Source organism: Pseudomonas sp. TWR2-1-1, assembly GCF_049897045.1.
Classification (GTDB): domain Bacteria; phylum Pseudomonadota; class Gammaproteobacteria; order Pseudomonadales; family Pseudomonadaceae; genus Aquipseudomonas; species Aquipseudomonas versuta.
Genome location: NZ_JAFCVM010000005.1, coordinates 481,512 through 503,517 on the forward strand (window position 1 = coordinate 481,512; position 22,006 = coordinate 503,517).

Annotated in this window: 18 protein-coding genes; 13 read left to right on the forward strand and 5 right to left on the reverse strand. The window is 58.8% G+C overall.

The window, feature by feature from the left end:
* Positions 1–262 precede the first annotated feature (262 nt).
* Positions 263–5,152 carry an alpha-2-macroglobulin family protein gene (locus tag ACP7BO_RS15860; RefSeq protein WP_426211334.1) on the forward strand — a complete coding sequence of 1,630 codons (4,890 nt, stop codon included), beginning with the start codon at positions 263–265 and terminating at the stop codon, positions 5,150–5,152.
* A 91-nt stretch (positions 5,153–5,243) separates the two neighbouring features.
* Here ACP7BO_RS15860 and ACP7BO_RS15865 read toward each other — a convergent pair whose 3' ends face one another.
* Positions 5,244–5,537, reverse strand: a complete 294-nt coding sequence (locus ACP7BO_RS15865; protein WP_397454983.1) for a hypothetical protein — start codon at positions 5,535–5,537, stop codon at positions 5,244–5,246.
* 92 nt (positions 5,538–5,629) lie between these two features.
* On the opposite strand from ACP7BO_RS15865, the gene pbpC reads away from it, so the two are divergent.
* From pbpC to ACP7BO_RS15885, 4 genes are all read left to right on the forward strand, one after another.
* Positions 5,630–7,966, forward strand: coding sequence for a peptidoglycan glycosyltransferase PbpC (gene pbpC / locus ACP7BO_RS15870; RefSeq protein WP_426211336.1), 2,337 nt, complete (start codon positions 5,630–5,632; stop codon positions 7,964–7,966).
* A 437-nt stretch (positions 7,967–8,403) separates the two neighbouring features.
* Positions 8,404–8,916: a hypothetical protein gene (locus ACP7BO_RS15875; RefSeq protein WP_426211338.1), complete on the forward strand. Its 513-nt coding sequence runs from the start codon at positions 8,404–8,406 to the stop codon at positions 8,914–8,916.
* Complete coding sequence (locus ACP7BO_RS15880) at positions 8,868–10,127, forward strand: collagen-like triple helix repeat-containing protein (protein WP_354383534.1); 1,260 nt, start codon at positions 8,868–8,870, stop codon at positions 10,125–10,127. Before ACP7BO_RS15875 ends, ACP7BO_RS15880 begins: the two co-directional genes overlap by 49 nt.
* A gap of 189 nt (positions 10,128–10,316) precedes the next feature.
* On the forward strand, positions 10,317–11,999 hold the full coding sequence (locus tag ACP7BO_RS15885; protein ID WP_426211340.1) for a ShlB/FhaC/HecB family hemolysin secretion/activation protein: 1,683 nt from the start codon (positions 10,317–10,319) through the stop codon (positions 11,997–11,999).
* A 157-nt stretch (positions 12,000–12,156) separates the two neighbouring features.
* Here the strand turns inward: ACP7BO_RS15885 and ACP7BO_RS15890 are convergent, their stop codons facing one another.
* Both ACP7BO_RS15890 and ACP7BO_RS15895 read right to left on the reverse strand, forming a co-directional pair.
* Positions 12,157–12,546, reverse strand: coding sequence for a response regulator (locus ACP7BO_RS15890; RefSeq protein WP_073509979.1), 390 nt, complete (start codon positions 12,544–12,546; stop codon positions 12,157–12,159).
* Between the two features lie 5 nt (positions 12,547–12,551).
* Positions 12,552–12,776: a Flp family type IVb pilin gene (locus tag ACP7BO_RS15895; RefSeq protein WP_397454980.1), complete on the reverse strand. Its 225-nt coding sequence runs from the start codon at positions 12,774–12,776 to the stop codon at positions 12,552–12,554.
* Positions 12,777–13,113: 337 nt separating this feature from the next.
* Between ACP7BO_RS15895 and cpaB the strand changes: the two genes are divergently transcribed.
* From cpaB to ACP7BO_RS15935, 8 genes are read left to right on the forward strand one after another with little or no spacing between them, the layout of a single operon-like run.
* Positions 13,114–14,049 (forward strand): Flp pilus assembly protein CpaB, encoded by a 936-nt coding sequence (gene cpaB / locus ACP7BO_RS15900; RefSeq protein WP_397454979.1) that lies wholly within the window; start codon positions 13,114–13,116, stop codon positions 14,047–14,049.
* 27 nt (positions 14,050–14,076) lie between these two features.
* A complete protein-coding gene (locus ACP7BO_RS15905) occupies positions 14,077–15,303 on the forward strand; it encodes a type II and III secretion system protein family protein (RefSeq protein WP_060695596.1) in 1,227 nt (408 codons plus the stop codon).
* Complete coding sequence (locus tag ACP7BO_RS15910; RefSeq protein ID WP_397454976.1) at positions 15,300–16,499, forward strand: pilus assembly protein; 1,200 nt, start codon at positions 15,300–15,302, stop codon at positions 16,497–16,499. The genes ACP7BO_RS15905 and ACP7BO_RS15910 overlap by 4 nt, the downstream gene beginning before the upstream one ends.
* Positions 16,496–17,770, forward strand: coding sequence for a CpaF family protein (locus ACP7BO_RS15915; RefSeq protein WP_426211344.1), 1,275 nt, complete (start codon positions 16,496–16,498; stop codon positions 17,768–17,770). The genes ACP7BO_RS15910 and ACP7BO_RS15915 overlap by 4 nt, the downstream gene beginning before the upstream one ends.
* A 9-nt stretch (positions 17,771–17,779) precedes the next feature.
* Positions 17,780–18,664 carry a type II secretion system F family protein gene (locus ACP7BO_RS15920; protein ID WP_426211346.1) on the forward strand — a complete coding sequence of 295 codons (885 nt, stop codon included), beginning with the start codon at positions 17,780–17,782 and terminating at the stop codon, positions 18,662–18,664.
* Position 18,665: 1 nt separating this feature from the next.
* A complete protein-coding gene (locus ACP7BO_RS15925) occupies positions 18,666–19,550 on the forward strand; it encodes a type II secretion system F family protein (protein ID WP_426211348.1) in 885 nt (294 codons plus the stop codon).
* A gap of 14 nt (positions 19,551–19,564) precedes the next feature.
* Positions 19,565–20,257, forward strand: coding sequence for a hypothetical protein (locus ACP7BO_RS15930; RefSeq protein WP_060695587.1), 693 nt, complete (start codon positions 19,565–19,567; stop codon positions 20,255–20,257).
* A 17-nt stretch (positions 20,258–20,274) separates the two neighbouring features.
* On the forward strand, positions 20,275–20,541 hold the full coding sequence (locus ACP7BO_RS15935; protein WP_426211350.1) for a DUF3613 domain-containing protein: 267 nt from the start codon (positions 20,275–20,277) through the stop codon (positions 20,539–20,541).
* Between the two features lie 61 nt (positions 20,542–20,602).
* Here ACP7BO_RS15935 and ACP7BO_RS15940 read toward each other — a convergent pair whose 3' ends face one another.
* Both ACP7BO_RS15940 and ACP7BO_RS15945 read right to left on the reverse strand, forming a co-directional pair.
* Entirely contained in the window at positions 20,603–21,406 is an 804-nt protein-coding gene (locus ACP7BO_RS15940; protein WP_426211352.1) for a response regulator transcription factor, read from the reverse strand.
* A 105-nt stretch (positions 21,407–21,511) separates the two neighbouring features.
* Entirely contained in the window at positions 21,512–21,985 is a 474-nt protein-coding gene (locus tag ACP7BO_RS15945; protein WP_426211354.1) for a prepilin peptidase, read from the reverse strand.
* Positions 21,986–22,006 lie beyond the last annotated feature (21 nt).

Consider the following 22,006-nt stretch of genomic DNA (forward strand, 5'->3'; position numbering starts at 1 on the left):
AGCCGGGCCGCAGCATTTGTGTGGGAGCCGGGTTTCAGTTCAGGGCAGTTCCACCGTGGGAGCCGGCTTGCCGGCGATGGCATCAACACCCGGCAAACCGGGGCGCCTGCATCGCTGGCGAGCCAGCTCCCACCGTTTTTGTGTTGCTCATGAGGCAGCGCAACCAATCGCCCGTTTACCGGTCAATCTGACCGGTGCGTCAGTTGTTCATGGCGCGCTGTTATATAGTCGAGCCCTTCAATGCCTAGTCAACGAGTACACCATGCTTAACAAAGGACTGTTCCTGGCCTGTGCGCTGGCGCTGCTGAGCGCTTGTGATTCATCGTCCTCCGGCAAACCCGTGGCACCGGCGGCTGTCAACGCGCAGGCGGCCAGACCGGTACAGGACGTAAAGGTGCTGGCCGAGCGCTATGCCGGGCGCGAGTTGAGTGTGGTGGATGTATCCGAAGTGCAACTGGACGGAGCCAGCACCTTGTCCGTCAGCTTTTCGGTGCCGCTGGACCCGGAGCAGAACTTCGCCGACAAATTGCACCTGGTCGACGCCAAAACCGGCAAGGTCGATGGCGCCTGGGAACTGTCGGACAACCTGATGGAACTGCATCTGCGCCATCTGGAACCGCAGCGCAAATTGATCCTCACCGTCGACCCCGGCCTGCGCGCAGTCAACGGCACCGCCCTCGCCGCCGAGTACGTCAGCCGCCTGGAAACCCGTGACCTGCAGCCCACTGTCGGCTTTGCCAGTCGGGGCAACCTGTTGCCCACCCGCCTGGCCGAAGGTTTGCCGGTGATCGCGTTGAACGTCGACAAAGTGGATGTCGAGTTCTTCCGGGTCAAACCCGAGTCGTTGCCGACGTTTCTCAGCCAATGGGGCCGCAACAGCACCCTGCAAAGCTACGAAGCCAAGGACCTGCTGAGCATGGCTGATCTGGTGTATGGCGGGCGCTTTGACTTGAACCCGGCGCGCAATACTCGTGAGACCCTGATCTTGCCGACTTCCGGGATCAAGCCGTTGCAGCAGCCGGGTGTTTACCTGGCAGTGATGAAGGCGTCCGGCAGTTACAACTATTCGACGCCCGCCACGTTGTTCACCCTCAGCGATATCGGCCTTTCCGTGCATCGTTATCAGAAACGTCTGGATGTGTTCACCCAGGCGCTGGAAGGTGGCAGTGCCCTGGCCGGCGTGGAGCTGGAACTGCTGGACGGCAAGGGCAAGATGCTGGCCCAGGGCAAGACCGACAAGCAGGGGCACGCCGAACTGGCGTTGCCGCCCAAAGCTGAAGTGTTGGTGGCGCGTCAGGGCGACCAGACCAGCGTGCTGCGCTTGAATACTGCGGCGCTGGATCTGGCCGAGTTCGACATTGGCGGGCCGCAGGCGCACCCGCTGCAATTTTTTGTGTTTGGCCCGCGTGATCTGTATCGCCCCGGCGAAACCGTGCTGCTCAATGCCTTGTTGCGCGACCGCGACGCCAACCCGGTCAAGCCACAGCCGGTGAGTGTCGAGGTGCGTCGTCCCGACGAGCAGGTGAGCCGCAAGTTTGTCTGGTCGCCTGATGCTTCGGGCTTTTATCAATACCCGCTGCAACTGGCGGCTGAAGCCCCGACCGGGCGCTGGCAACTGGTGTTTGATCTGGGCGACGGCAAACCGCAGTTGTATGAGTTTCTGGTCGAAGACTTCCTGCCCGAGCGCCTGGCGCTGGAACTCAAGGGCAGCGACACACCGCTGCGCCCCGATCAGACGGCCGAAATCCAGGTCAATGGCCGCTATTTGTACGGTGCCCCGGCTGCGGGCAATCGCCTCAGCGGCCAGGTTTATGTGCGCCCGTTGCGTGATGCGGTCAGCGCGCTGCCGGGTTATCAGTTCGGTTCAGTAACAGAGCCCGAGTTGACTCAGGACCTGGAGCTGGACGAAAGCGTCCTCAACGCCGAAGGCGAGGAAACCATCAGCCTGGAAAGCCAGTGGAGCGATGCCAAATCGCCGCTGCAACTGATTGTTCAGGCCAGTTTGCAAGAGTCGGGCGGGCGCCCGATTACCCGGCGTCTGGTCCAGCCCGTGTGGCCCGCTGAGCGCTTGCCGGGGCTGCGCGGTCTGTTTGATGGCACGCAAACCGATGGCGATGGCCCGGTTGAGTTCGAACTGCTGGTGGCTGACCGCGAAGGGCACAAGCTGGCGGCTGAAAACCTCAAGGTCAGGCTGGTGCGCGAGCGCCGCGATTACTACTGGAATTACTCGGACAATGACGGCTGGAGCTATCACTTCAACGAGAAATTTCTGAACCTCAACGAAGAAACGGTCAGCCTCAAGGCCGGAGAAACTGCCAAGGTCAGCTTCCCGGTGGAGTGGGGCCCGTATCGGGTTGAAGTCGAAGACCCGCAAACCGGGTTGATCAGCAGCTTGCGCTTTTGGGCCGGTTATCGTGCCCAGGACAATACGGAAGGCGGTGCCGTGCGCCCCGATCAGGTCAAGCTGGCGCTGGACAAGGCCGCGTATGCCGATGGTGACACCGCCAAAGTGACGGTCACGCCGCCTGCAGCCGGCAAAGGGTATTTGCTGGTCGAAGGCAGTGATGGCCCGCTGTGGTGGGAAGAAATCGAGGTGCCGGCCGACGGCAAAACCTTCGACATCAAGCTTGATCCGGCCTGGGCCCGCCACGATCTGTATGTGAGTGCATTGGTGATCCGCCCCGGCGAGCGCAAGACCAATATCACTCCCAAACGGGCCGTGGGCGTGCTGCATCTGCCGCTCGACCGCACTGCGCGCAAGTTGGCGCTGACCCTTGATGCGCCGGCAAAAATGCGCCCCAAGCAGCCGTTGACGGTGAAGATCCACGCCAAAAACGCCGATGGCAGCATTCCAGAGCGGGCCCATGTACTGCTGGCTGCGGTGGACGTCGGGGTGCTGAATATCACCGACTACCCAACCCCGGACCCCTACGCCAGCCTGTTCGGGCGCAAGGCCTACGGTGCCGATCAGCTGGATATTTACGGGCAGTTGATCGAAGCCGGGCAGGGCCGTCTGGCCAGCCTGGCATTTGGCGGTGATGCGGCGCTGGCCAAAGGCGGCAAGCGACCAGCCACCAGCGTGACCATCGTGGCGTTGCAAAGCGCGCCCGTGACCTTGAATGAGCAGGGTGAAGGCGAAGTCAGCGTCGATATTCCCGACTTTAACGGTGAGCTGCGTCTGATGGCACAGGCCTGGACCGATGACCGTTATGGCATGGCCGAAGCCAAAACAGTTGTCGCCGCCCCCCTGGTCGCCGAGCTGGCAGCACCGCGCTTTCTGGCCGGTGGCGACGAGACCCGGATGGCGCTGGACCTGTCCAACCTCACTGACAAGCCGCAAACACTGGAAGTGAAACTCGATACCCAAGGCCTGTTGAGCCTGCCGGGCGATACCGCGCAACACGTCACCCTGAGCCCCGGCCAGCGCAGCACCTTGCAGATCCCGGTCAAGGCCCTGGGCGGTTTCGGCACGGGAGTGGTCAAGGTTACGGTCAGCGGCCTCAACTTGCCGGGTGAAACCCTGGCGCCCTTTACCCGCGAGTGGACCCTGGGCGTGCGCCCGGCGTACCCGGCGCTGCTCAAGCATTACCGCGCGGTACTCAAGGATCAGCCATGGAGCTTGCCCGAAGGTGCGTTGCAAGTGTTTGAGCCGGCGGGGCGTGAAGCCATGCTGAGTTTGTCGAGCCGCCCGCCGCTGAACCTGGGCGAGCAAATCCGCGCACTCAAGGCGTACCCGTATGGCTGCTCGGAGCAAACCACCAGCGGCCTGTACCCGGCGCTGTACGCCGACGCGGCATTACTCAAGCGGCTGGGCCTTGAAGGCGAGCCGGATGCCGACCGCAAGCGCAAAATCGAACTGGGCATCGAGCGCCTGCTGGGGATGCAGCGCTACAACGGCAGCTTTGGTCTATGGGGCGCCGACGGCCAGGAAGAGTATTGGCTGAGCGCTTACGTCACCGATTTCCTGTTACGTGCACGGGACCAGGGCTACGCGGTACCACCTGAAGCATTGAGAAAAGCCAGCGAGCGCCTGCTGCGTTATGTGCAGGAACGCAATCTGATCGAAGCCGATTACAGCGAAAACCTCGATCACACCCGCTTTGCGGTTCAGGCCTATGCCGCGCTGGTTCTGGCCCGCAGCCAGCAGGCGCCATTGGGCGCATTACGCAGTATTTTTGAACGGCGCAGTGATGCCCGTTCCGGGTTACCACTGGTGCAACTGTCGATTGCCCTGCAGAAGATGGGTGATCAGCCGCGGGCCGATCAGGCCCTGGCGGCAGGCCTGGCCGTCACCCGTAAAGCCGATCAGTGGCTGGGCGATTACGGCAGCCCGCTGCGTGATCAGGCGCTGATTCTGGCGCTGCTGGAAGAAAACAATTTGCTCGACGGCCAGCGTGAGCAGCGGCTGTTTGAGCTGTCGGATCAACTGGCGGCCAGTCAGTGGTTGTCGACTCAAGAGCGTAATTCGCTGTTCCTGGCGGGGCGTGATTTGCTGGGCAAACCTGAAGCCAGCTGGACGGCCACGCTTGCCAGCGGTGGCCAGACCCGCGAGCTGAACAACAGCCAGCCCGGGCTCAAGCTGGACGGGGCATTGCTGGACACGCCGCTGACCCTGCGCAATGAGGGAAGCGAAGCGGTTTATCAACAGCTGACGATTTCGGGTTATCCACAGCAGGCGCCGGTGGCGGGCGGCAAGAACATGAGCATTCGCCGCGATTACCTGGGTATGAATGGCGAGCCGCTTGATCTCAATACGCTGAAAAGTGGTGATCTGGTGCTGGTGCATCTGGCAGTGACGGCCAGCCAGCAGGTGCCCGATGCGCTGGTGGTCGATTTGCTGCCGGCGGGCCTGGAGCTGGAGAACCAGAACCTGGGCCAAAGCGCCGCGAGCCTTGAAAATGCCAGTTCCCAGGTCAAGCAATGGCGCGAGTCGATGCAGAACGCCAGCGTGCAGCATCAGGAATACCGGGATGATCGTTACGTGGCTGCGCTGAAACTCGATGGCTACGGCACCACGCACTTGCTGTACCTGGCCCGTGCCGTGACCCCGGGCACCTACCGCGTACCGCCGCCGCAAGTGGAGTCGATGTATCGCCCTGACTGGCAAGCCGTGGGCGAGACGCCGGGAGAGATGGTGATCAAGGGCCGGTAACCCTGACCTGAACTGTAGGAGCGAGCTTGCTCGCGAGCTTTTTAAGATCAAAAGATCGCGAGCAAGCTCGCTCCTACGGGTACGGTGGTAGTTAGCTGATGATCCAGCTCAGTACCCAAAGCCCCAACAGTAACCAGATCACCCCGCCAATGATCGAGGCACGCATGAAGGCGCGCACTGCGTTGTACAAAAACAGCAGGCCGATGACCAGCACGGCAATGCTCACGATCGATGTGTCCATGCCCAGTGCGCGGGCCATACCATCGATGAAGTTACTGCCGGCCTGGGTGATGGTATTGAACAGTCCGTTCAGGCTTTCGACGATAAAACGCACCAAGGTGCCAAGCCACAGGCCCAGATTTCCAACAAAGCTTTCGACGTGCATGGGTATGTCCCGATCAATAAGGTGGCCACTGTGCCAGAGATACGCATTGGGCAACCAGTCATGATGCAAAGTTGCGTACCGGGTGAAGGTTAGTGGGTTCAAACATTAAAAAAATACTGGGCCGGACCGCCGCCAGCCTGCTGCTGGCGTGCGCGTTGCTGTGGCTGGCTGACCGGCTCTGGCCGTTGCCCTTGCCCGCAGATGGCCTGGCCCGTGTGGTGCTGGCTGAAGACGGTACGCCCCTGTGGCGCTTTGCCGACGCCGATGGCGTGTGGCGCTATCCGGTGCGCACGGATGAGGTGTCGCCCTACTACCTGGAGGCGTTGCTGACCTACGAGGACCGCTGGTTTTATCAGCACCCTGGGGTCAATCCCCTGGCATTGGCCCGGGCGGCCTGGCAGAACCTGAGCGGTGGCCGGGTGCTGTCGGGTGGCAGCACCTTGTCGATGCAAGTCGCTCGCTTGCTCGATCCCCATGAGCGTACGTTGCTCGGCAAGTCGCGCCAGTTGTGGCGCACGGCGCAGCTGGAATGGCATCTGTCCAAGGAGCAGATTCTCAACCTGTACCTCAATCGCGCGCCGTTCGGCGGCACCCTGCAGGGGGTGGCGGCGGCCAGTTGGGCGTATCTGGGCAAATCGCCGCAGCAGCTCACACGCTCTGAAGCAGCGCTGCTGGCGGTGCTGCCACAGGCACCGAGCCGCTTGCGCCCCGACCGTCATCCGGAGCGCGCACAAGTAGCGCGGGACAAGGTGCTGCGGCGTCTGGCCGAGTATCAGGTGTGGCCGCAGCCGGCGGTGCATGAGGCACTTGAAGAACCTCTGTTGCTGGCGCCGCGACTGGAGCCGAGCCTGGCGCCGTTACTGGCGCGACGGCTAAACCGGCCCCACAGCCCGCCGCTGATTCGCACCACCATCGATGCCGGTTTGCAGCGCCGTCTTGAAGACCTGTTATTGGGCTGGCGCGCCCGCTTGCCCGAGCACACCTCGGCCGCCATTGTGGTGGTCGAAACCCGCAGCATGGCGGTGCGTGCGTACCTGGGCTCGGTTGACATCAACGATACGCGGCGCTTTGGCCATGTCGACATGATCAGCGCCATGCGCTCGCCGGGTTCCACGCTCAAGCCATTCCTGTACGGGATGGCGTTGGATGCCGGTCTGATTCACTCCGAGTCACTGTTGCAGGACGTGCCCCGGCGTTATGGCGATTACCGTCCGGGCAATTTCTCCATGGGCTTCAGTGGCCCGGTGTCGGCCAGCTCGGCATTGGCCCTGTCGCTGAACCTTCCCGCGGTGCAGTTGCTTGAAGCCTATGGACCGAAACGCTTTGCCGCAGACCTGCGCAACGGCGGTATACCGCTGAGTCTGCCGGCGTTGGCCGAGCCGAATCTGGCGTTGATTCTGGGCGGTGCAGGCAGTCGCCTGGAGGATCTGGTCAGTGGCTATAGCGCGCTGGCCCGTGGTGGGAAAAGCGCCAGTTTGCGCTTGCAGCCCCAGGACGCGTTGCACGAGCGACGCATGCTGTCGCCCGGCTCGGCGTGGATCATCCGGCGCATCCTCAGCGGGCAGGCCCGACCTGATCGCGATCCGCGTGCCGAACTGGTACAGCGTCCGTTGCTGGCCTGGAAAACCGGTACCAGTTATGGCTTTCGCGACGCATTGGCCATTGGTGTGGGGCCGCGTTACTTGATCGGTGTCTGGATCGGGCGTCCGGATGGTACGCCGGTGCCCGGGCAGTTTGGCTTGGCTTCGGCCGCGCCGCTGATGCTGCAAGTACATGATGTGCTGAGTAATCGCGACAGTCAGCGCGGCATTGTCGCGCCAGTGGAGCCGGTGCCGGCTACGGTCGGGGTGGCGGCCATTTGCTGGCCGTTGGGTCAGCCGCTGAACAGAAACGACCCCAATTGCCGGCGTCAGCGCTTTGCCTGGACGCTGGATCACACCACGCCGCCTACCTTGCTTGCCGCCGATCAGCCATTGGGCACAGGGCTGCGGGAGACCATTTGGGTCGATGCACAGGGGTTGCGAGTTGGCCCGCAATGCCCCGCAGCACAAATGCGCCAAGTGGTGTTGTGGCCGGCACCGCTTGAACCCTGGTTGCCGCGTAATGAGCGGCGTGAGGCACGGCTGCCAATGGCTTCGGCGCAATGTCCGCCGCCGCCCTTGAATTCGGTGACAGGGCTGTCAATTGCAGGGGTTCGCGACGGCGACCGTCTGCGCCGCCCGGCGGCAAGTCAAACCGCGCTTCGGCTCTCGGTCTCGGCCCTGGGCGGAGACGGTCGGCGCTGGTGGTTTCTCAATGGTGAGCCGGTGGGCGACAGCGACCATCAGGCTGCGCTCATCACCCCACTTGAACACCAGGGGCGGTATGAGCTGAGCGTCCTCGACGAAAGCGGGCAAACCGCACGCGTTGAGTTCAGCGTGGTGGACTGAAACGGGCCAATGCCGGTAGCGGCCACCCCTGGTTTCGCCAAGGCCGCGCGTGCCCCTCTTCATGGCAACCGCCGGGCGAGCAGGTTTGAATAAGCCTGCCCGGGGATTTAGGCCTGTTAAATAGCGTTATAACTTTAGTGAGTGTCTGCTTTTAAGCCGCTTTTTATTTATGCAACCTATTGATTTATAAGGCTTTTAATTAATTGGTGGATTTATTATATAAGGCGTTAATACCAAGTAGCGGATTGTTCGAAAAGGCCCCTGGGGTTGTGATGTCTACACGAGTGAAATGTATCTCTGACATCAGAACAGAGAACTTTCGAACCTAGGCGTTCCAGGTGCATGGATATTAATTATGAACACTCAACTGTGGTTAAAAACCAGTACAGCCCTCCTGTTAGTCATGACCGTGAGCCTTGCGGGTTGCAGCAGCGGCGGTGGCGGCTCCAAGAGCCATGTATCGGCAAGCACTCCTGACAGCGGTGCGGGTACTGGTGGTACCGATGGCGGCGGTACGGGTGGCGGTACAGGCGGCGGTGATGGCACTGGCGGCGGTACGGGTGGCGGCACAGGTGGTGGTACGGATGGCGGCACTGGTGGTGGCACCGGTGGTGGTACGGGCGGCGGCGATGGTGGCGGCACCGGTGGTGGTACTGGCGGTGGTACAGGTGGCGGCACCGGTGGTGGTACTGGCGGCGGCGATGGTGGTGGCACCGGCGGTGGTACAGGCGGCGGTACAGGTGGCGGCGATGGCGGTGGTACAGGCGGCGGTACCGGCGGTGGTACAGGCGGCGGTACAGGTGGCGGCACCGGCGGCGGTACAGGCGGTGGCACCGGTGGCGGCACTGGAGCAGGTACCACGCCTCTGGTCACAGGTCAGATTGTTGGGCAAGTGGGTCCAGTGGTCAGTGGTGTCGGCTCCACGGTCAGCGGTATTGGCGGCACACTGACCACTGTTCCGGTAGTGGGCACGTTGGGCGGGGGGCTGGTGGTCAATACCGGCAATGCGGTGTCCTCCGTAGGCAGTGGTTTAACCAATGGCGTCGGCTCGATCGGTACCGACAAAGACTCGCTGGGCATTACCGCGGCGGGCGTGACCAATGCAGTGGCAGATGTCGGCAAGGGTGTTTCATCAGTGGGCACAGGTGTCAGCACCTTGCTCGACAACACGCCCATCAGCCAGATTCCGGTCGTAGGTGGGGTAACGGGCAAAGTCACGGATGTGGCGGGCGGGCTGGTGAACCAGGTGGGTACCACCGTCACCATGCTTGGCAACACGTTGACCGGCTCGGTGAATACCGGGGCTTTGAGCAAGGTGACTGGCGGGGTCAATGACAAGGTACTGGTGCCAGTGATTTCGATGGTCGAGGGCGTCACCGGCAAGGTGGGAACGGCTACCGGCCTGGGTGCTCCGGTGGATGGCGTTCTGAACAAGGTCGGCGGTGTCGTTACAGACCTGGGCCAGAAAGTGGCGGCTACGGGTAACAATCCTGTAACCAGTTTGGTAGGCGGTGTGCTGGGTGGTGTGGGCGGTGTGGCTGATAAAGCCGGCGGCTACGTCAATCCACCAGCTGCAACTGGCGGCACAGGTGGCACAGGTGGTATCGGCGGCCTGCCAGGGCTGGGCGGCAGCGGTTTGCTGGAGACAGTGGGCGGGGTCGTTAATGGTGTTGGTTCAGGCCTGGTGGCCGGCAGCACCAGCGGTGTGGTTCAGGCGGGCGGCGGCAACGTTGTCGGTGGCGGTAATGTCGTGGCCTCCCTCGGTAGCGTGGTAGGCGGCACCGGTATAGCGAACAACGCTGCCGGGGCTCCGTTGGCGGCAGTGGGCAACACTGTGGGTACGGCGCTTAATCCGGTAACGGGTGCTGTGACCACCATTACCCAAAATGTCGGAGCAGCAACCGGTCTTGGGACTCCCGTTAGCGGCTTGCTGACTCAAGTTGGCGGCGCAGTGAGCAGTGTGGGGGCCAAGGTTGATAGCGGCACTGCAAACCCGGTCGGCAGTGCGGTGGGTCAATTGGTAGGTACCGTTGGTGGAACAGTGGGTGCATTAGGCGGTTTAGTGAAGGCTGACAACACAACCGGGGGCACTACAACTGGAGGCTTGGGTGGTCTTGGCACAGTACTGGGCGGGCTTGGTAACCTGGGCAAGAAAAACTAACTAATTGCACCTGGCCGGTTCGACGGCCTTACCTACAGCGCCTACGCTTGGTTGAGACGAGAGATTCAAATGAATCTCTCGTCTTTTTTCATTTGCAGGATTGTAAGGTTAATGCCGGGTAGCTTCGCCACACTATGATGCGTTGCCCCTGGTTTAGTTGTGCCGCGGTTGTTGAGCATGGAGTCTCATATGCGTACTTGCGTCCCCTTTTTATTATTGGCCCTTACCCCTTATGTGAGTGCTGAAACGCTTCCACGATATTTGAACAGCAATGAAAGTATCCAGAACTTACCGTCACCCAACTTGCCGGTGGATGCTTATCGGCCACAAACGCCTGCCCTGGAATTACCTAAACCCGGTGCTGCCGAGCCTCAGCCATTAGTGATGGGCACCAAGTTGACGATCCGTAAGTTGCAGATTGAAGGGGGTACTGTTTATCCGCTCCAGGAGTTGGGGGCGGCGTATAAGCCTTTGTTGAATCATGAAATCACCCTGAGCGAGTTGATTGAAGCCACGCGCAGTATCACGCAGCGTTATCAGGCCGACGGTTATTTATTGTCCTATGCGTTTTTACCGCCGCAGAACTTTGATCAAGGGCTGGTGCGCGTCGTACTGGTCGAAGGGTATATCAAGGATTACCGGGTAGACGGTGATATCGGGCGCGTGAAGGGTTTTATCGATGAACTGGTAGATAAACTCAAGGGCGAGCGGCCGTTGACCCGTAAAACCTTTGAGCGCTATACCACCCTGATGAGCCGGATTCCGGGTGTGACCTTGCAGGCGCAAGTACCGCCGCCTGCAACCACCGATGGTGCGGCAACCCTGCAAGTCAATGCCAGCCGCAAACCTTACACCACCAGCATGAGCCTCACTGAAGGCAGTCGCGACAGTACCCAGGCACTGTTCGGGGTCAGCAGCAATTCACAGACAGCCATGGCAGAACAGCTGTCCTTGAGCGGGCTGTTCCCGCCGGGCAATGACAAGGAGCACTACTACCGCCTCGATTACAGCCAGTTCCTTAATGCTGAAGGTACTCAATTGAGCCTGTATGGCGCGCGTTATCGCAGTGATCCCGGCACCAACATCGCGACCAGCGATGGCTTTGAACTCAAGCCCCATCGTGAGAATGACCGCTTTTCGGTGGGTGTCAGCCACCCGCTGATCGCGGCCCCCGATCAATTGCTCAACGTCGCGGCAAGGCTGTATGGGGTCAACGACAACACGGACTACCACGTGGTCGGATATTCCCAGACCATCAGCGATAAAACCAACGTGCGTGCGCTGGCGTTTGAAGGTGAATGGCGCAAGTCCAATGACAAACAGTTACGCATTGTGAGCGGCGGGTTATATCAAGGCATCAATGGCCTGGGAGCCAAGACCGAGACCGATTTGACCGGCAGCCGCTATGACCTGGACTTCTTCCGCTTGCGTTTGTCGGGAGTGCAGAGCGACGGTTTCTTCGGAGACTGGCAGGGCGTGGCGTCAGCGGCCTTGTACTGGAGCGACGACAGTTTGCCCGACAGCGAACGGGCGGTCTTCGGCGGGCAGAACTTCGGCCGCGGCTACCCGGACGACCAGGCCTCGGGGGACAAGGGCTGGGGCGTGGCTTACGAGCTGAACTACAGCTTCAACCGCGACGGGGAGTGGGTGAAATTGCTGCAACCCTATGCGGTACTGGACAAGGCCAAAACCTGGTTCAACGAACTGCCCCTGAAGGGCTCGGATATGTCTTCGGCGGCGGTGGGGCTGCGCTTTGGTGACAAGCGTTACTACAACATTGCCCTGGAAGTTGCCAAGCCGATGTCAGACGTCGCGCTGGACAGCTTTAACCGTCGGCCGCGTTACACCTTGAGCTTCAGTTACCAGTTGTAAGGGCCGTCTCTTGCGCAATGCAGTTCACTCAAGTGGGCTGCATTGCCCGTCCTGCGAAGGGGATATAAGCGATACGCGCATAAAGCCTGTGGCTAAGCAGGCAGCCACAGGCTTTCAGGAAAGCATATGAGGGGGAGCCCGTGCCTGAGGCGGGTGACTAGGGCTTCGGGAAGAGGCTGTCTAGGGTGTCGAGCAGGCGCACGTGGTAGATGGGTTTACGGAACAGATCCAGTACCTGCAAGCGGAGCAGGTCACTTACATCGTCCATATCGGCGTGTCCGGAAATGACAATCACCGGTAAATGCTGGCGTTGTGTGTGCTGGCGCAGGCGCCTGATCAGTTCTATACCGCTTTGTTCCGGCATGCGCAGGTCTGTGATGACCAGTGCAATGTCCGGATGTTGGGTCAACTGCAAAAGAGCGAGTTTGACTGATGTTGCGGTATAGCAACAAAAGCCCTCGCCCTCTAGCAGTTCGGCCAACTCCAGCAGTGCATCCTCCTCGTCATCAACTAAAAGTAGCTGTTGGCGAAGAAATGAGATACTCACACTCTTTAAGTTGCGGCAGCGGTTAGTGCAGTTTTAATCGATGTGAATATTGCAACGACCTCGGATTTGATCGGGGCTACAAAAGTTACAATTGCCACTGCAACCATTCCTGCAATAAGCGCATATTCAATACCTGAAGCGCCATCCGTGCGTTGTGCAAATAATTTGACCTGGCGAGTCAGGAATACCTGCGTCGGTACATACACTTTAAGAACAGTATTTAAAAACATCTGACTTCTCCTTCGTGCACCGGGTCGGGCGCCGCTTAACAATGATGTTGCGTGATTTCCTTCTGCCATTACAGCATTGGCAATAATGCAGCTTAAGGCAACTGTAAAAAAGCACTAATCACAAAGTATTAATCCAAATGATACGTGTGAAAAAAATGTGTGGTAAATCAAACAATTCAAAATTAAATAGAGATTTTTAAAGCCACTAATGGCATTTTGATTTACCTGCGCTACGTTCAAATAGCGAAATGGTTCAAACAGCGTTATTGGGGCATGGCTGCCTGATTGCGAATGATTATTTTTGATCTGCAGTGCTTAGTTGCAAAAGGAGTTTGTTATGAACAATCGACGCAGTTTAGTACTGGCGGCCATTTTGTTTATCGGGGCTATTGCGGCCGGTTATTGGGGGTTGGTATTGACTCGTCAGCAGCCGGTAGCTGAAGTTCCGGTGACGCAGGTGGTGGAGCAAAGTGTCGCCTCGGTTGAGGATCAGACCCGACAGCCAGTGGTGGTATTGGTCCGTGATGTTCCCCCGCATGTGGCCCTGACCGCCGAAGACTTGACCCTGGAAAAACTCAAGACCGCACCCGCCGGCAGCCTTACGGCTATCGATCAGGCGGTTGGCCTTACCCCATGGCGAGCGTTGAGTGCGGGTACCTGGCTGACCAAGCAAAGCTTTGAAATCGGCGGCCCTCTTGCTCGCATGATCCGCCCTGATGAGCGTGCACTGGCAGTGGCCATCGATGAAGTGACCGGTGCAGCAGGGCAGCTAACGCCTGGTGACTACGTTGATATCTTGCTGTTTTTGCGTCAGGACACGGCCAACCCGCAGCAGTCGGCGCAAACAGTGTTGCCGGCAGTGCGGGTGCTGAGCGTGGGTGATGAGTTGGGCATGACCAGCGACGGTCAGCCGGCCAGTCAACCGCTGAATGCCGAAGAAGCCCTCAAACAAGCGCAGCGCCGTGTCGGTGCGCGCACGGCGGTGCTGGCAGTTCCGGAGCCTTTGATCAATCAACTGATGCTGGCCACTCAGGCCGGCACCTTGCGTCTGGCAGTACGCAGCGCCCAGGAGCAGCGTTTGAGCAAGTACTGGGCGGGTGAGAAGGATGCTCCAGGCAATCTTGAGAACGCCAAACGCAGTCTTTACCAGTTCAACCAGTTAGCCATGGCCAGCCCGGTGCGCACACCTGTGGCGGGTAACCCCGGGGTTCAAAGGGTGCGCGGGATTGAAATCATTCGCGGCAACCAAACCACGCAACAGCCGGCTCAATAAAAATACGATCTGCAAGGGAAGCACAGCATGAGAAATCCTGGCGTTGCGCTGTATAAACGAGCTGTCTGGACGCTGATTTTAAGCAGCTTGCCCTTTGAAATGGCCCTGGCTGCTTCAAACAATTGCGCTGCTCTCGGTCAGTTACCCTCGGTACTGGAAGTGGCCCAAGGGGCCCAGCAAGCACTGGATTCGCCAGTCAGTATTACCCGCATTGCGGTGGGTGATCCGACCGTTGCGGATGTTCACGCCAATGGCAGCAACGCCTTCTTGCTCACAGGCGTTGCGCCGGGCACCACCAGCCTGATGGTCTGGACAGCCTGTTCGAAATCACCGCGCCAGAGCATGGTGTTCGTCAAGGGCAAAGCCGCCACCAGCTATACCAGCGTTTCAATATTGCCTTCTGAAGATCCGACGTTGCCCAGCCAGGTGCAAACCGATATTCGCTTTGTCGAAGTCAATCGCACCAAGATGCAGGAAGCCAGTACTTCGATCTTTGGCATGGGTAAAGACTTTTTGTTTGGCTCGCCCGGATCGTTCATTTCCAATGCGGAAAACGTGATTACCGGTGGCCCGGTAGCTAACGGCAAGTATTTCAACATTGGCTTCGGCGGTGGTCGGGTCAAAGCGTTGATTAACGCACTGGAGGGCAGCGGTTTTGCCTACACCCTGGCGCGTCCGAGCCTGGTGGCGTTAAGCGGCCAGAGTGCGACCTTTCTCGCCGGCGGTGAAGTCCCTATCCCGGTACCGAGCAGCGGCAGTGACAACGTGTCGATTGAGTACAAGGAGTTCGGTATTCGTCTTACGTTGACGCCGACCGTGGTCGGGCGTGACCGCATCATGCTCAAAGTCGCCCCCGAAGTGAGCGAACTGGACTACACCAACGCGGTGAATATCGCCGGGACATTAGTCCCTGGCCTTAATGTTCGCCGTACCGATACCAGTATTTCCCTGGCCGATGGCGAGAGCTTTGTCATCAGCGGCCTGATCAGCTCGCGCAACAGTGCCCAGGTCAACAAATTCCCGGGGCTGGGGGATATCCCCGTTCTTGGCGCCTTTTTCCGCGACTCCAACACCACCAGCGAAGAAAAAGAACTGTTGATGATTGTGACGCCGCACCTGGTTCAACCACTGGCGGCCAACGCGCAATTACCAGCCCTGCCTGGTGAAAAACTGCGCAATTACGACCCTAACTGGTATCGCCTGTATTTCCTTGAAAACGGTAAGTTCAATACCCGTAGCGGGCTATCCCAATGAGCCAAAGCCTGAGCCAGACATTTCTCGCGCTGACGCGCAACAACACTGATCTTGAGTGGCTGCAAGGCGCATTGGCGCCCCTGGGCCAGGTCGTGGGCGTAGGTACGAGCAGTCTGGATGAGTTGTTGGCATTGATTGACGTAACTTTCGCCGGTCTGGTTTTTGTCGGGCTGGACCGAGAGAAAGTCGTGTCTCAGTGCGCATTGATCGAGGGGCTGCTTGAGGCTAAGCCCATGCTGGCCGTGGTTGCCCTGGGCGATGGCATGGATAACCAGTTGGTGCTCAATGCCATGCGCGCCGGCGCTCGGGATTTTGTCGCCTACGGCTCGCGTTCCAGCGAGGTGGCCGGTCTGGTACGGCGCTTGAGTAAACGCTTGCCGCCGGTCACGCCGAACGCGGAGCTGGGCGGGCTGACCGTGCTGTTCAGTGCCCAGTGCAATGCAGATGGTGCATTGCTCGCTTGCCACCTGGGACTGGTGGTGCAAAAGCAGGATCAAAAAACCCTGTTCCTGGATCTGGGCTTGCCCCGTGGCGACGGTCTGACGCAGTTGGGCCTAGAGAGCTCGTTTTTTTTTGGAGATGCCCTGCGCCATTTACGGCGGCTGGACAGCACCTTGATCGACAGTGCATTTACCAAGACCTCTGAAGGTTTACGAATCCTGGTCCATAGCGACAACGACGAACCGCTGGAGCAAACCAGCGCCGCCGAGTTGTATATGTTGCTCAGCGCCTTGCGTCAGCACTTCCAGCATATTGTGGTCAACCTGACGGGCCAGCCTGACAGCGAAGCGCTGCGCACCTTTGTCAGCCATTGCGACAAGTTGCTGTTTTACACCGATCAAAACGTACTCGATTGCCGGCGCAACCTGGACGTGCTTAGCGTCTGGCGCACGAAGGGAATGAAGCTCGAACACGCGGGGCTGCTGGTTGATCGCTACCTGCGTGGCGTGGCCCCCGATGCCGATGCACTGGCCAAAAGCTTTGGCTTGCCAGTGCTGGCCACTCTCCCGGCGAGCCCGGAATTGCGCATCAATGCCAAAAATCAGGCCGTGACACTTTTCGAACTGGGCCCGCGAGAACCCCTGAGCCTGGGTTTGAAAAAACTCGGCGAGCGGCTGGCCTTGCGCTCAGAACTGCCGGGTCGCTCGCAGGGCAAGTCGGACAGTTGGCTCAACCGTTTGTGGGGGTCTAAATGAGCAATGAACAGCTGTTCGGCTCGGGCCTGTACAAGGACGGTCGCGCGGACCATGACGGCCTGAAACTGGTGCTGCACCGTTACATTATTGATGCCATCGAGGAAACCGGGAAAAACCTGCTGGAAGATTCGCGCCAGGTCCTGTCGCAATTTGTCATCGAGCGGGTCGCGGAATACGTGTCGCGCCTGCATCTGGCGATCTCGCGTTACGAGATGGAACGCCTGGCTGAGGAAATCGTCGACGAACTGACCGGTTTCGGCCCGCTTGAAGTTCTGCTGCGCGACCCGGCGGTGACTGAGATTCTGGTTAACGGACCGCACCGGGTATTTGTCGAGCGCGAAGGCCTGCTCAGTCAAAGTGACCTGCGCTTTATCGATGATCATCACGTGGAGCGGGTGATGCAGCGCATTCTCGCGCCGCTGGGCCGGCGTCTGGACGAGTCCTCGCCGATGGTCGATGCGCGAATGCCTGACGGCAGCCGGGTCAACGCGATCATTCCGCCCATTGCCTTGGACGGTCCTTGCCTGTCGATCCGGAAATTTCGCAAGGACATGCTTAAAAGCAGTGACCTGGTGGCGATGCAAACCATTGATCAGCCGATCTTTGAGTTTTTCCAGGAGGCGGTCGGCAAGCGCTGCAATATCTTGATCAGCGGCGGTACCGGTACCGGTAAAACCACGTTGCTCAACATTTTGAGTCAGTTGATCAACCCCCATGAACGTCTGGTCACCATCGAAGACGTGGCGGAGCTGCAGCTCGGCCACCCCCACGTGGTGCGTCTTGAAACCCGGCCGCCCAATGCTGAAGGGCACGGTGAAGTCAAATCCAGCGATCTGATTCGCAACGCCCTGCGGATGCGTCCGGACCGCATCATCCTTGGCGAAATTCGCGGTGTAGAAGTGCTCGATGTGCTGACCGCGATGAACACCGGCCACGATGGTTCGATGAGTACCGTGCATGCCAACACTGCGCAAGATGCGTTGCTGCGTCTGGAAACTCTGGTGGGCCTGACCGGGCGCACGGTGGCGGAAAAAACCTTGCGCCAGATGATCTGCGCCGCACTGGACGTCATTATCCAGCTGACGCGTATGCCGGATGGTCGACGCTGCGTCAGTGAGGTGCTGGAGGTGGTGGGAGTACGGGACGATGTTTATGTCACCAACACCCTGTTCCGGCTGGATAAGCGTACGGACTTTGGTTTTATGCGCGAAGCCTTGAACCCGGCAGGCGACAAGTTGCGTCGCGACCCCATTTTGAATGCAAACGGCTGAGGTGCTTCCATGATCCCGGCCTTGATACTTTTTCTGATCAGCTTTTTGATGTTTGTGATGTCGCTGAGTCTTGTCTACCGCGCATTGCGTGACCCTGCCACCAACAGGGTGCTGGACCGCTTAGGTGAAGGTCAGCCTGTAATTGCACAGAAGCCCCTGAGTGTGGCGTGGCTGGACCGGGCCTTTTTGCAGGCAGGTCTGGGCCGCCCTTCCGATCGTCTTGGCTTGTGGTTGGGGATATGGGCCGTGGTAGCGGTATTGGCGGGCTTGTTGGGAGGCTGGGCGTACTTATTGATCTTCCTGGTGCTGCCGCCCTTGCTTTTGAAGCTGTATGTCAGTTGGCGTTATCAGCGTCGGGTACGGCGCATGGTGGAGCAATTGCCGCAGTTACTCGATCACTGCGTGCGTAGCCTGAAAGCGGGGCGCACCTTGTCCGATGCGGTGCTGCATGCGATTGAGTCGTCCAGCGATCCGCTTAAAAGCAGCATCAGCCGGGTCTCGCGGAACGTGCAGTTGGGTGTGAGTTTGCCCGAGGCGGTGGAAGATTTTGCCGAGCTGTATGAGCGCGATGAGTTTCGTATGTTCGCCCTTGGCTTGAAGGTCAACCATCGCTACGGCGGCAACGCCAGTGAACTGCTGGAAAACCTGATCCTGCTGATTCGTGAACGTGATCAAGGTGCTCGCAAGCTCAAGGCAATGACCGGTGAAACACGTATCACTGCGATGGTGCTGGCGGTGTTGCCGTTATTGGTGGGTGGTTATTTCATGCTGACCAACCCCAGTTACCTGACCAAGGTATGGAGCGATCCGAGCGGTCAGCACATGCTGCTTACCGCCGTTGCATTGCAGGCGATTGGTTGCCTGGGACTATGGCGCATGGTGCGGAGCATATGACATGGCCTTGCTGATTTGTTTGATTTTATTGTTGGGTGCCCTGGGGCTGTTGATTAACCATGTGATTCAGGAGCGGCTGAGCCAGCAGCGCGTTATGCAGCGCCTGGAAGGTGACAAGACCGGCCCTGGCACGTTAAGCCTCTGGATGCGGGCGGTGGGTAACAGCAAGTTCGGCCAGCGGTCGGTCTCGATGGACAGTGAAACCCAGCTCTTGCTCAATCGCGTTGGCTGGCGCACAGCCAGCCAGCGTTCATTGTTTGCCGCCTTCCAGATCGGGACCCCGGTAGCGTTTGCCGGGCTGATTTTTCTGGGGCACGAGCTGTTCTTTCCCGGGTCGGGGAATCTACTGATTGTGCTGCTGTTTGCGCTTGCCGTGGGGTATCTGATTCCCAAGCGGATGTTGGCGTACGTGGCGAAAAAACGTCAGCAAGAAGTGGCTGTAGAGGTTTCAACCTTCATCCCTTTACTGCGCATTCTGTTTGAGTCGGGCATGGCGGTCGAGCAGGCGCTGCGGGTGCTGAGCCAGGAGGGGCGGCAATTGCTGCCAGTACTTACAGGGGAGCTGCGAGTGATGCTGGTCCGGGTGGACTCTGGACTGGAGTTGAGCCAGGAGTTGAGCAAAACCGCGGCCTTGCTGGATGTAGATGAATTCAATGACACCTGCGTGATTCTTCAGCAATTGATTCAGCAGGGCGGTGGCGCGATGAAATCGTTACAAGCACTTAAAGAGCTGCTCGATGACCGTCGCCTGACGCGAATGGAGGAATACATCTCGAAAATGTCGGCCAAGATGTCGGTGGTGATGATGGTCTTTCTGTTTCCGGCGCTGATGATTGTATTGGCCGGCCCGAGTTTTATGGCTATTGCACGGGCCTTTGGCTCGTGATCAGGAGTATGAATATGAAAGCTGTCATTGCCGCGTGTGCGTTGCTGATGTTGGGCGGTTGTGCGACAGGGGGCCAGGGTAATTCGCCATGGGCGGGCCTGACTGGCAGCAGTTGCGCCAAGTTGAGTAGCGACCAGGAACTGTCGATGAACCTGGCTGACGACATGGCCAAGGAAGGCAAACTGCACGCCAGCCTGGCCAACTTGCAAGGTCTGCCGGAGCGCTACGCGCAGGTGCAATTGCGCAAGGCCCGAATCTATCGGCAACTGGGCCGCAGTGAAGCCGAACCTTTGTACAAAGGGCTGCTAGGCACTTGCCTGGCGGCGGAAGGTGAACATGGTCTGGGTCAGCTGGCCGCCGGGCGGGGCGATAACGCACTGGCAACGACCCATCTGGAACGGGCTGCACGTATGGCACCGACCGATGAAAAAATCCGCAATGACCTGGGCGTGGTGTATCTCAATCAATTACGGCTGGACGAAGCGCGCTTTGAGTTTTTGACCTCTCTGGAGCTTAAGCAGGGGGACTCGCTGGCTGCGTTGAATCTGGTGACCTTGCTGATTTATCAGGACCAGTGGAGCCAGGCAGCCGAGCTTGCCAGTCGTGCCGAATTGACCCCTGCGCAAGTGGGTGATGCCCAGGCAAGGGCGCAAGCCCTTAAAACCCAAGCCAAGACAGCCAGCAATCAAGTGGCTGCGATCAAATAATGCGTTGGAGGTGTGCCATGAATTTATATATTCGAGTAGGTGTGTTGTTAGCCGTCCTGCCGTTTGGCGCCTTTGCCATCGAGCCGGGGCCTGTGTCCAGATCTCAGCAGGACACCGAAAACTGGTTGCAGCTTCAGGTCAGCGGGCAGGCCAGGTCACCGATACATCAGGTGGCCACTTCCCAGGAGCGTGAGCGCAGCCTGCAGCGCTGGCTGGACAGCTACACCCACCCCGTCCCTGAGTACTACAAGCAGGATGAGGGCGGCAAAGCCAAGTCGGAATGATAGTGACGCCATCTCCCGCCCGGTGTGAGGGTAGGGGGATGGGGTCGTACTTGTTGGGGGCTTAGCTGCCAGCCGTCTGCCGGCCATGCTGGACTGAGGCGTTGGGGGACAGGGCGAGAGCCAGCTGGGTGCGGTTGTTCATGTGGGTGAGGCGCAGCACTTGCGACACGTAGAGTTTTACGGTGTTTTCAGTGATGCCCACATCGCAGGCTATCTGGTAGTTGGTCTGGCCTTTGCTCACCAGTTTGGCGACGTCCAGCTGGCGCGGTGACAGCTGTTTGAAAATGCTCGGAATCTGAGGACAGGCACTGTCGTTCGAAGAGGGATTATTCGGGTTTTCAGCGCTGGACTGGGGAGGGCGGCGGGCGTATTCCATATCCTGATAGAGGTCGTCAATGGACTCGGCCAGGTATTGCAACTTCTGGTTCAGTTGCCCCAACTGGTTGCTCTTGTGCTGTTCGCGCAGGATCTGTTCCTGGCGCTGGATGCCCTCAAGCAGTTCGTTCAGATCGACCGGCTTCTGGTAGTAATCGGCGATACCGATACGCAAGGCTTTGATCACATCCTGTTTGTCGGCGCGGCCGGTCAGCAAAATGCTTTCAAAGACCCGCTGCTTACCGGCAGTTTTTTGCAAATGCTGGGTGAGTTCAATGCCATTCATGTCCGGCATGTGCAAGTCGCACAGCACCAGACCTATCAGTGGGTCGGCAATAAACGCACTGATGGCTTCACGGCTTGTCTGGCAAGGCACGCAACGGTAGCCACTGCTTTCCAGAAACTCGCAGAGTTCTTCGACAATCAAGGGCTGATCATCGACGACGAGAATTTTTATAAGGGGGGTGTGTGTATTCACACGGTTCTCCATCCTGGTAAACCAATCAGGGACATCTTGGTCCACACGTTTTACGTGACTGATTTAAACGTAGACCTACTTTACGACTATGTACAAGGTATTAATCCTTCAAGCTGACTATACAAGTAGCATTGTTGTCAGGGTAAAACCGGCTAACAAAAAAGGTGCATAAGGAAGCTTTTTTGACATTGAACGTTTCACCTTAAATTCATCTGAGTTAAACCATTGATTCAACAAAGGCAGTATTTTTGACGCTATTAACCACCACAGCCCTGCACACAAACTGGATCCAATTACTGTGCCCAGAATTGTCAGACGATCGGTTGCCAGGGCCAAGGCTATCATTAGCTTCACATCACCGGCGCCCAGCTTGTTCAGGGCGTAGCCGGGGAGGGTCAACAGCAGCGCGATCAGTAGCGCCCAGCCGCCTTCTTCAGCGCTGGCGCCCAGCCAGGTGTCACCGGTCCAGAGCAGATACAGCAGCGCCAGTGCCGCCCCGCCGAAGGTCAGAATGTTGGAAATATGGCGCTGGATAAGGTCTTGTGTGGCGCAAAGAAAGAGCCAAATAAATACAACAGATAAGTGGATCACGTAATTAACATCCCTTTTTTA

Coding starts and splice junctions, on each gene's coding strand:
- ACP7BO_RS15865 (WP_397454983.1), bottom strand. CDS start 5,537: ATGCACGTCGAAAGCTTTGTTGGAAATCTGGGCCTGTGGCTTGGCACC.
- ACP7BO_RS15910 (WP_397454976.1), top strand. CDS start 15,300: ATGAGCCAAAGCCTGAGCCAGACATTTCTCGCGCTGACGCGCAACAAC.
- ACP7BO_RS15925 (WP_426211348.1), top strand. CDS start 18,666: ATGGCCTTGCTGATTTGTTTGATTTTATTGTTGGGTGCCCTGGGGCTG.
- ACP7BO_RS15895 (WP_397454980.1), bottom strand. CDS start 12,776: ATGTTTTTAAATACTGTTCTTAAAGTGTATGTACCGACGCAGGTATTC.
- ACP7BO_RS15935 (WP_426211350.1), top strand. CDS start 20,275: ATGAATTTATATATTCGAGTAGGTGTGTTGTTAGCCGTCCTGCCGTTT.
- ACP7BO_RS15915 (WP_426211344.1), top strand. CDS start 16,496: ATGAGCAATGAACAGCTGTTCGGCTCGGGCCTGTACAAGGACGGTCGC.
- ACP7BO_RS15860 (WP_426211334.1), top strand. CDS start 263: ATGCTTAACAAAGGACTGTTCCTGGCCTGTGCGCTGGCGCTGCTGAGC.
- ACP7BO_RS15885 (WP_426211340.1), top strand. CDS start 10,317: ATGCGTACTTGCGTCCCCTTTTTATTATTGGCCCTTACCCCTTATGTG.
- ACP7BO_RS15905 (WP_060695596.1), top strand. CDS start 14,077: ATGAGAAATCCTGGCGTTGCGCTGTATAAACGAGCTGTCTGGACGCTG.
- cpaB (WP_397454979.1), top strand. CDS start 13,114: ATGAACAATCGACGCAGTTTAGTACTGGCGGCCATTTTGTTTATCGGG.
- ACP7BO_RS15940 (WP_426211352.1), bottom strand. CDS start 21,406: ATGGAGAACCGTGTGAATACACACACCCCCCTTATAAAAATTCTCGTC.
- ACP7BO_RS15930 (WP_060695587.1), top strand. CDS start 19,565: ATGAAAGCTGTCATTGCCGCGTGTGCGTTGCTGATGTTGGGCGGTTGT.
- ACP7BO_RS15920 (WP_426211346.1), top strand. CDS start 17,780: ATGATCCCGGCCTTGATACTTTTTCTGATCAGCTTTTTGATGTTTGTG.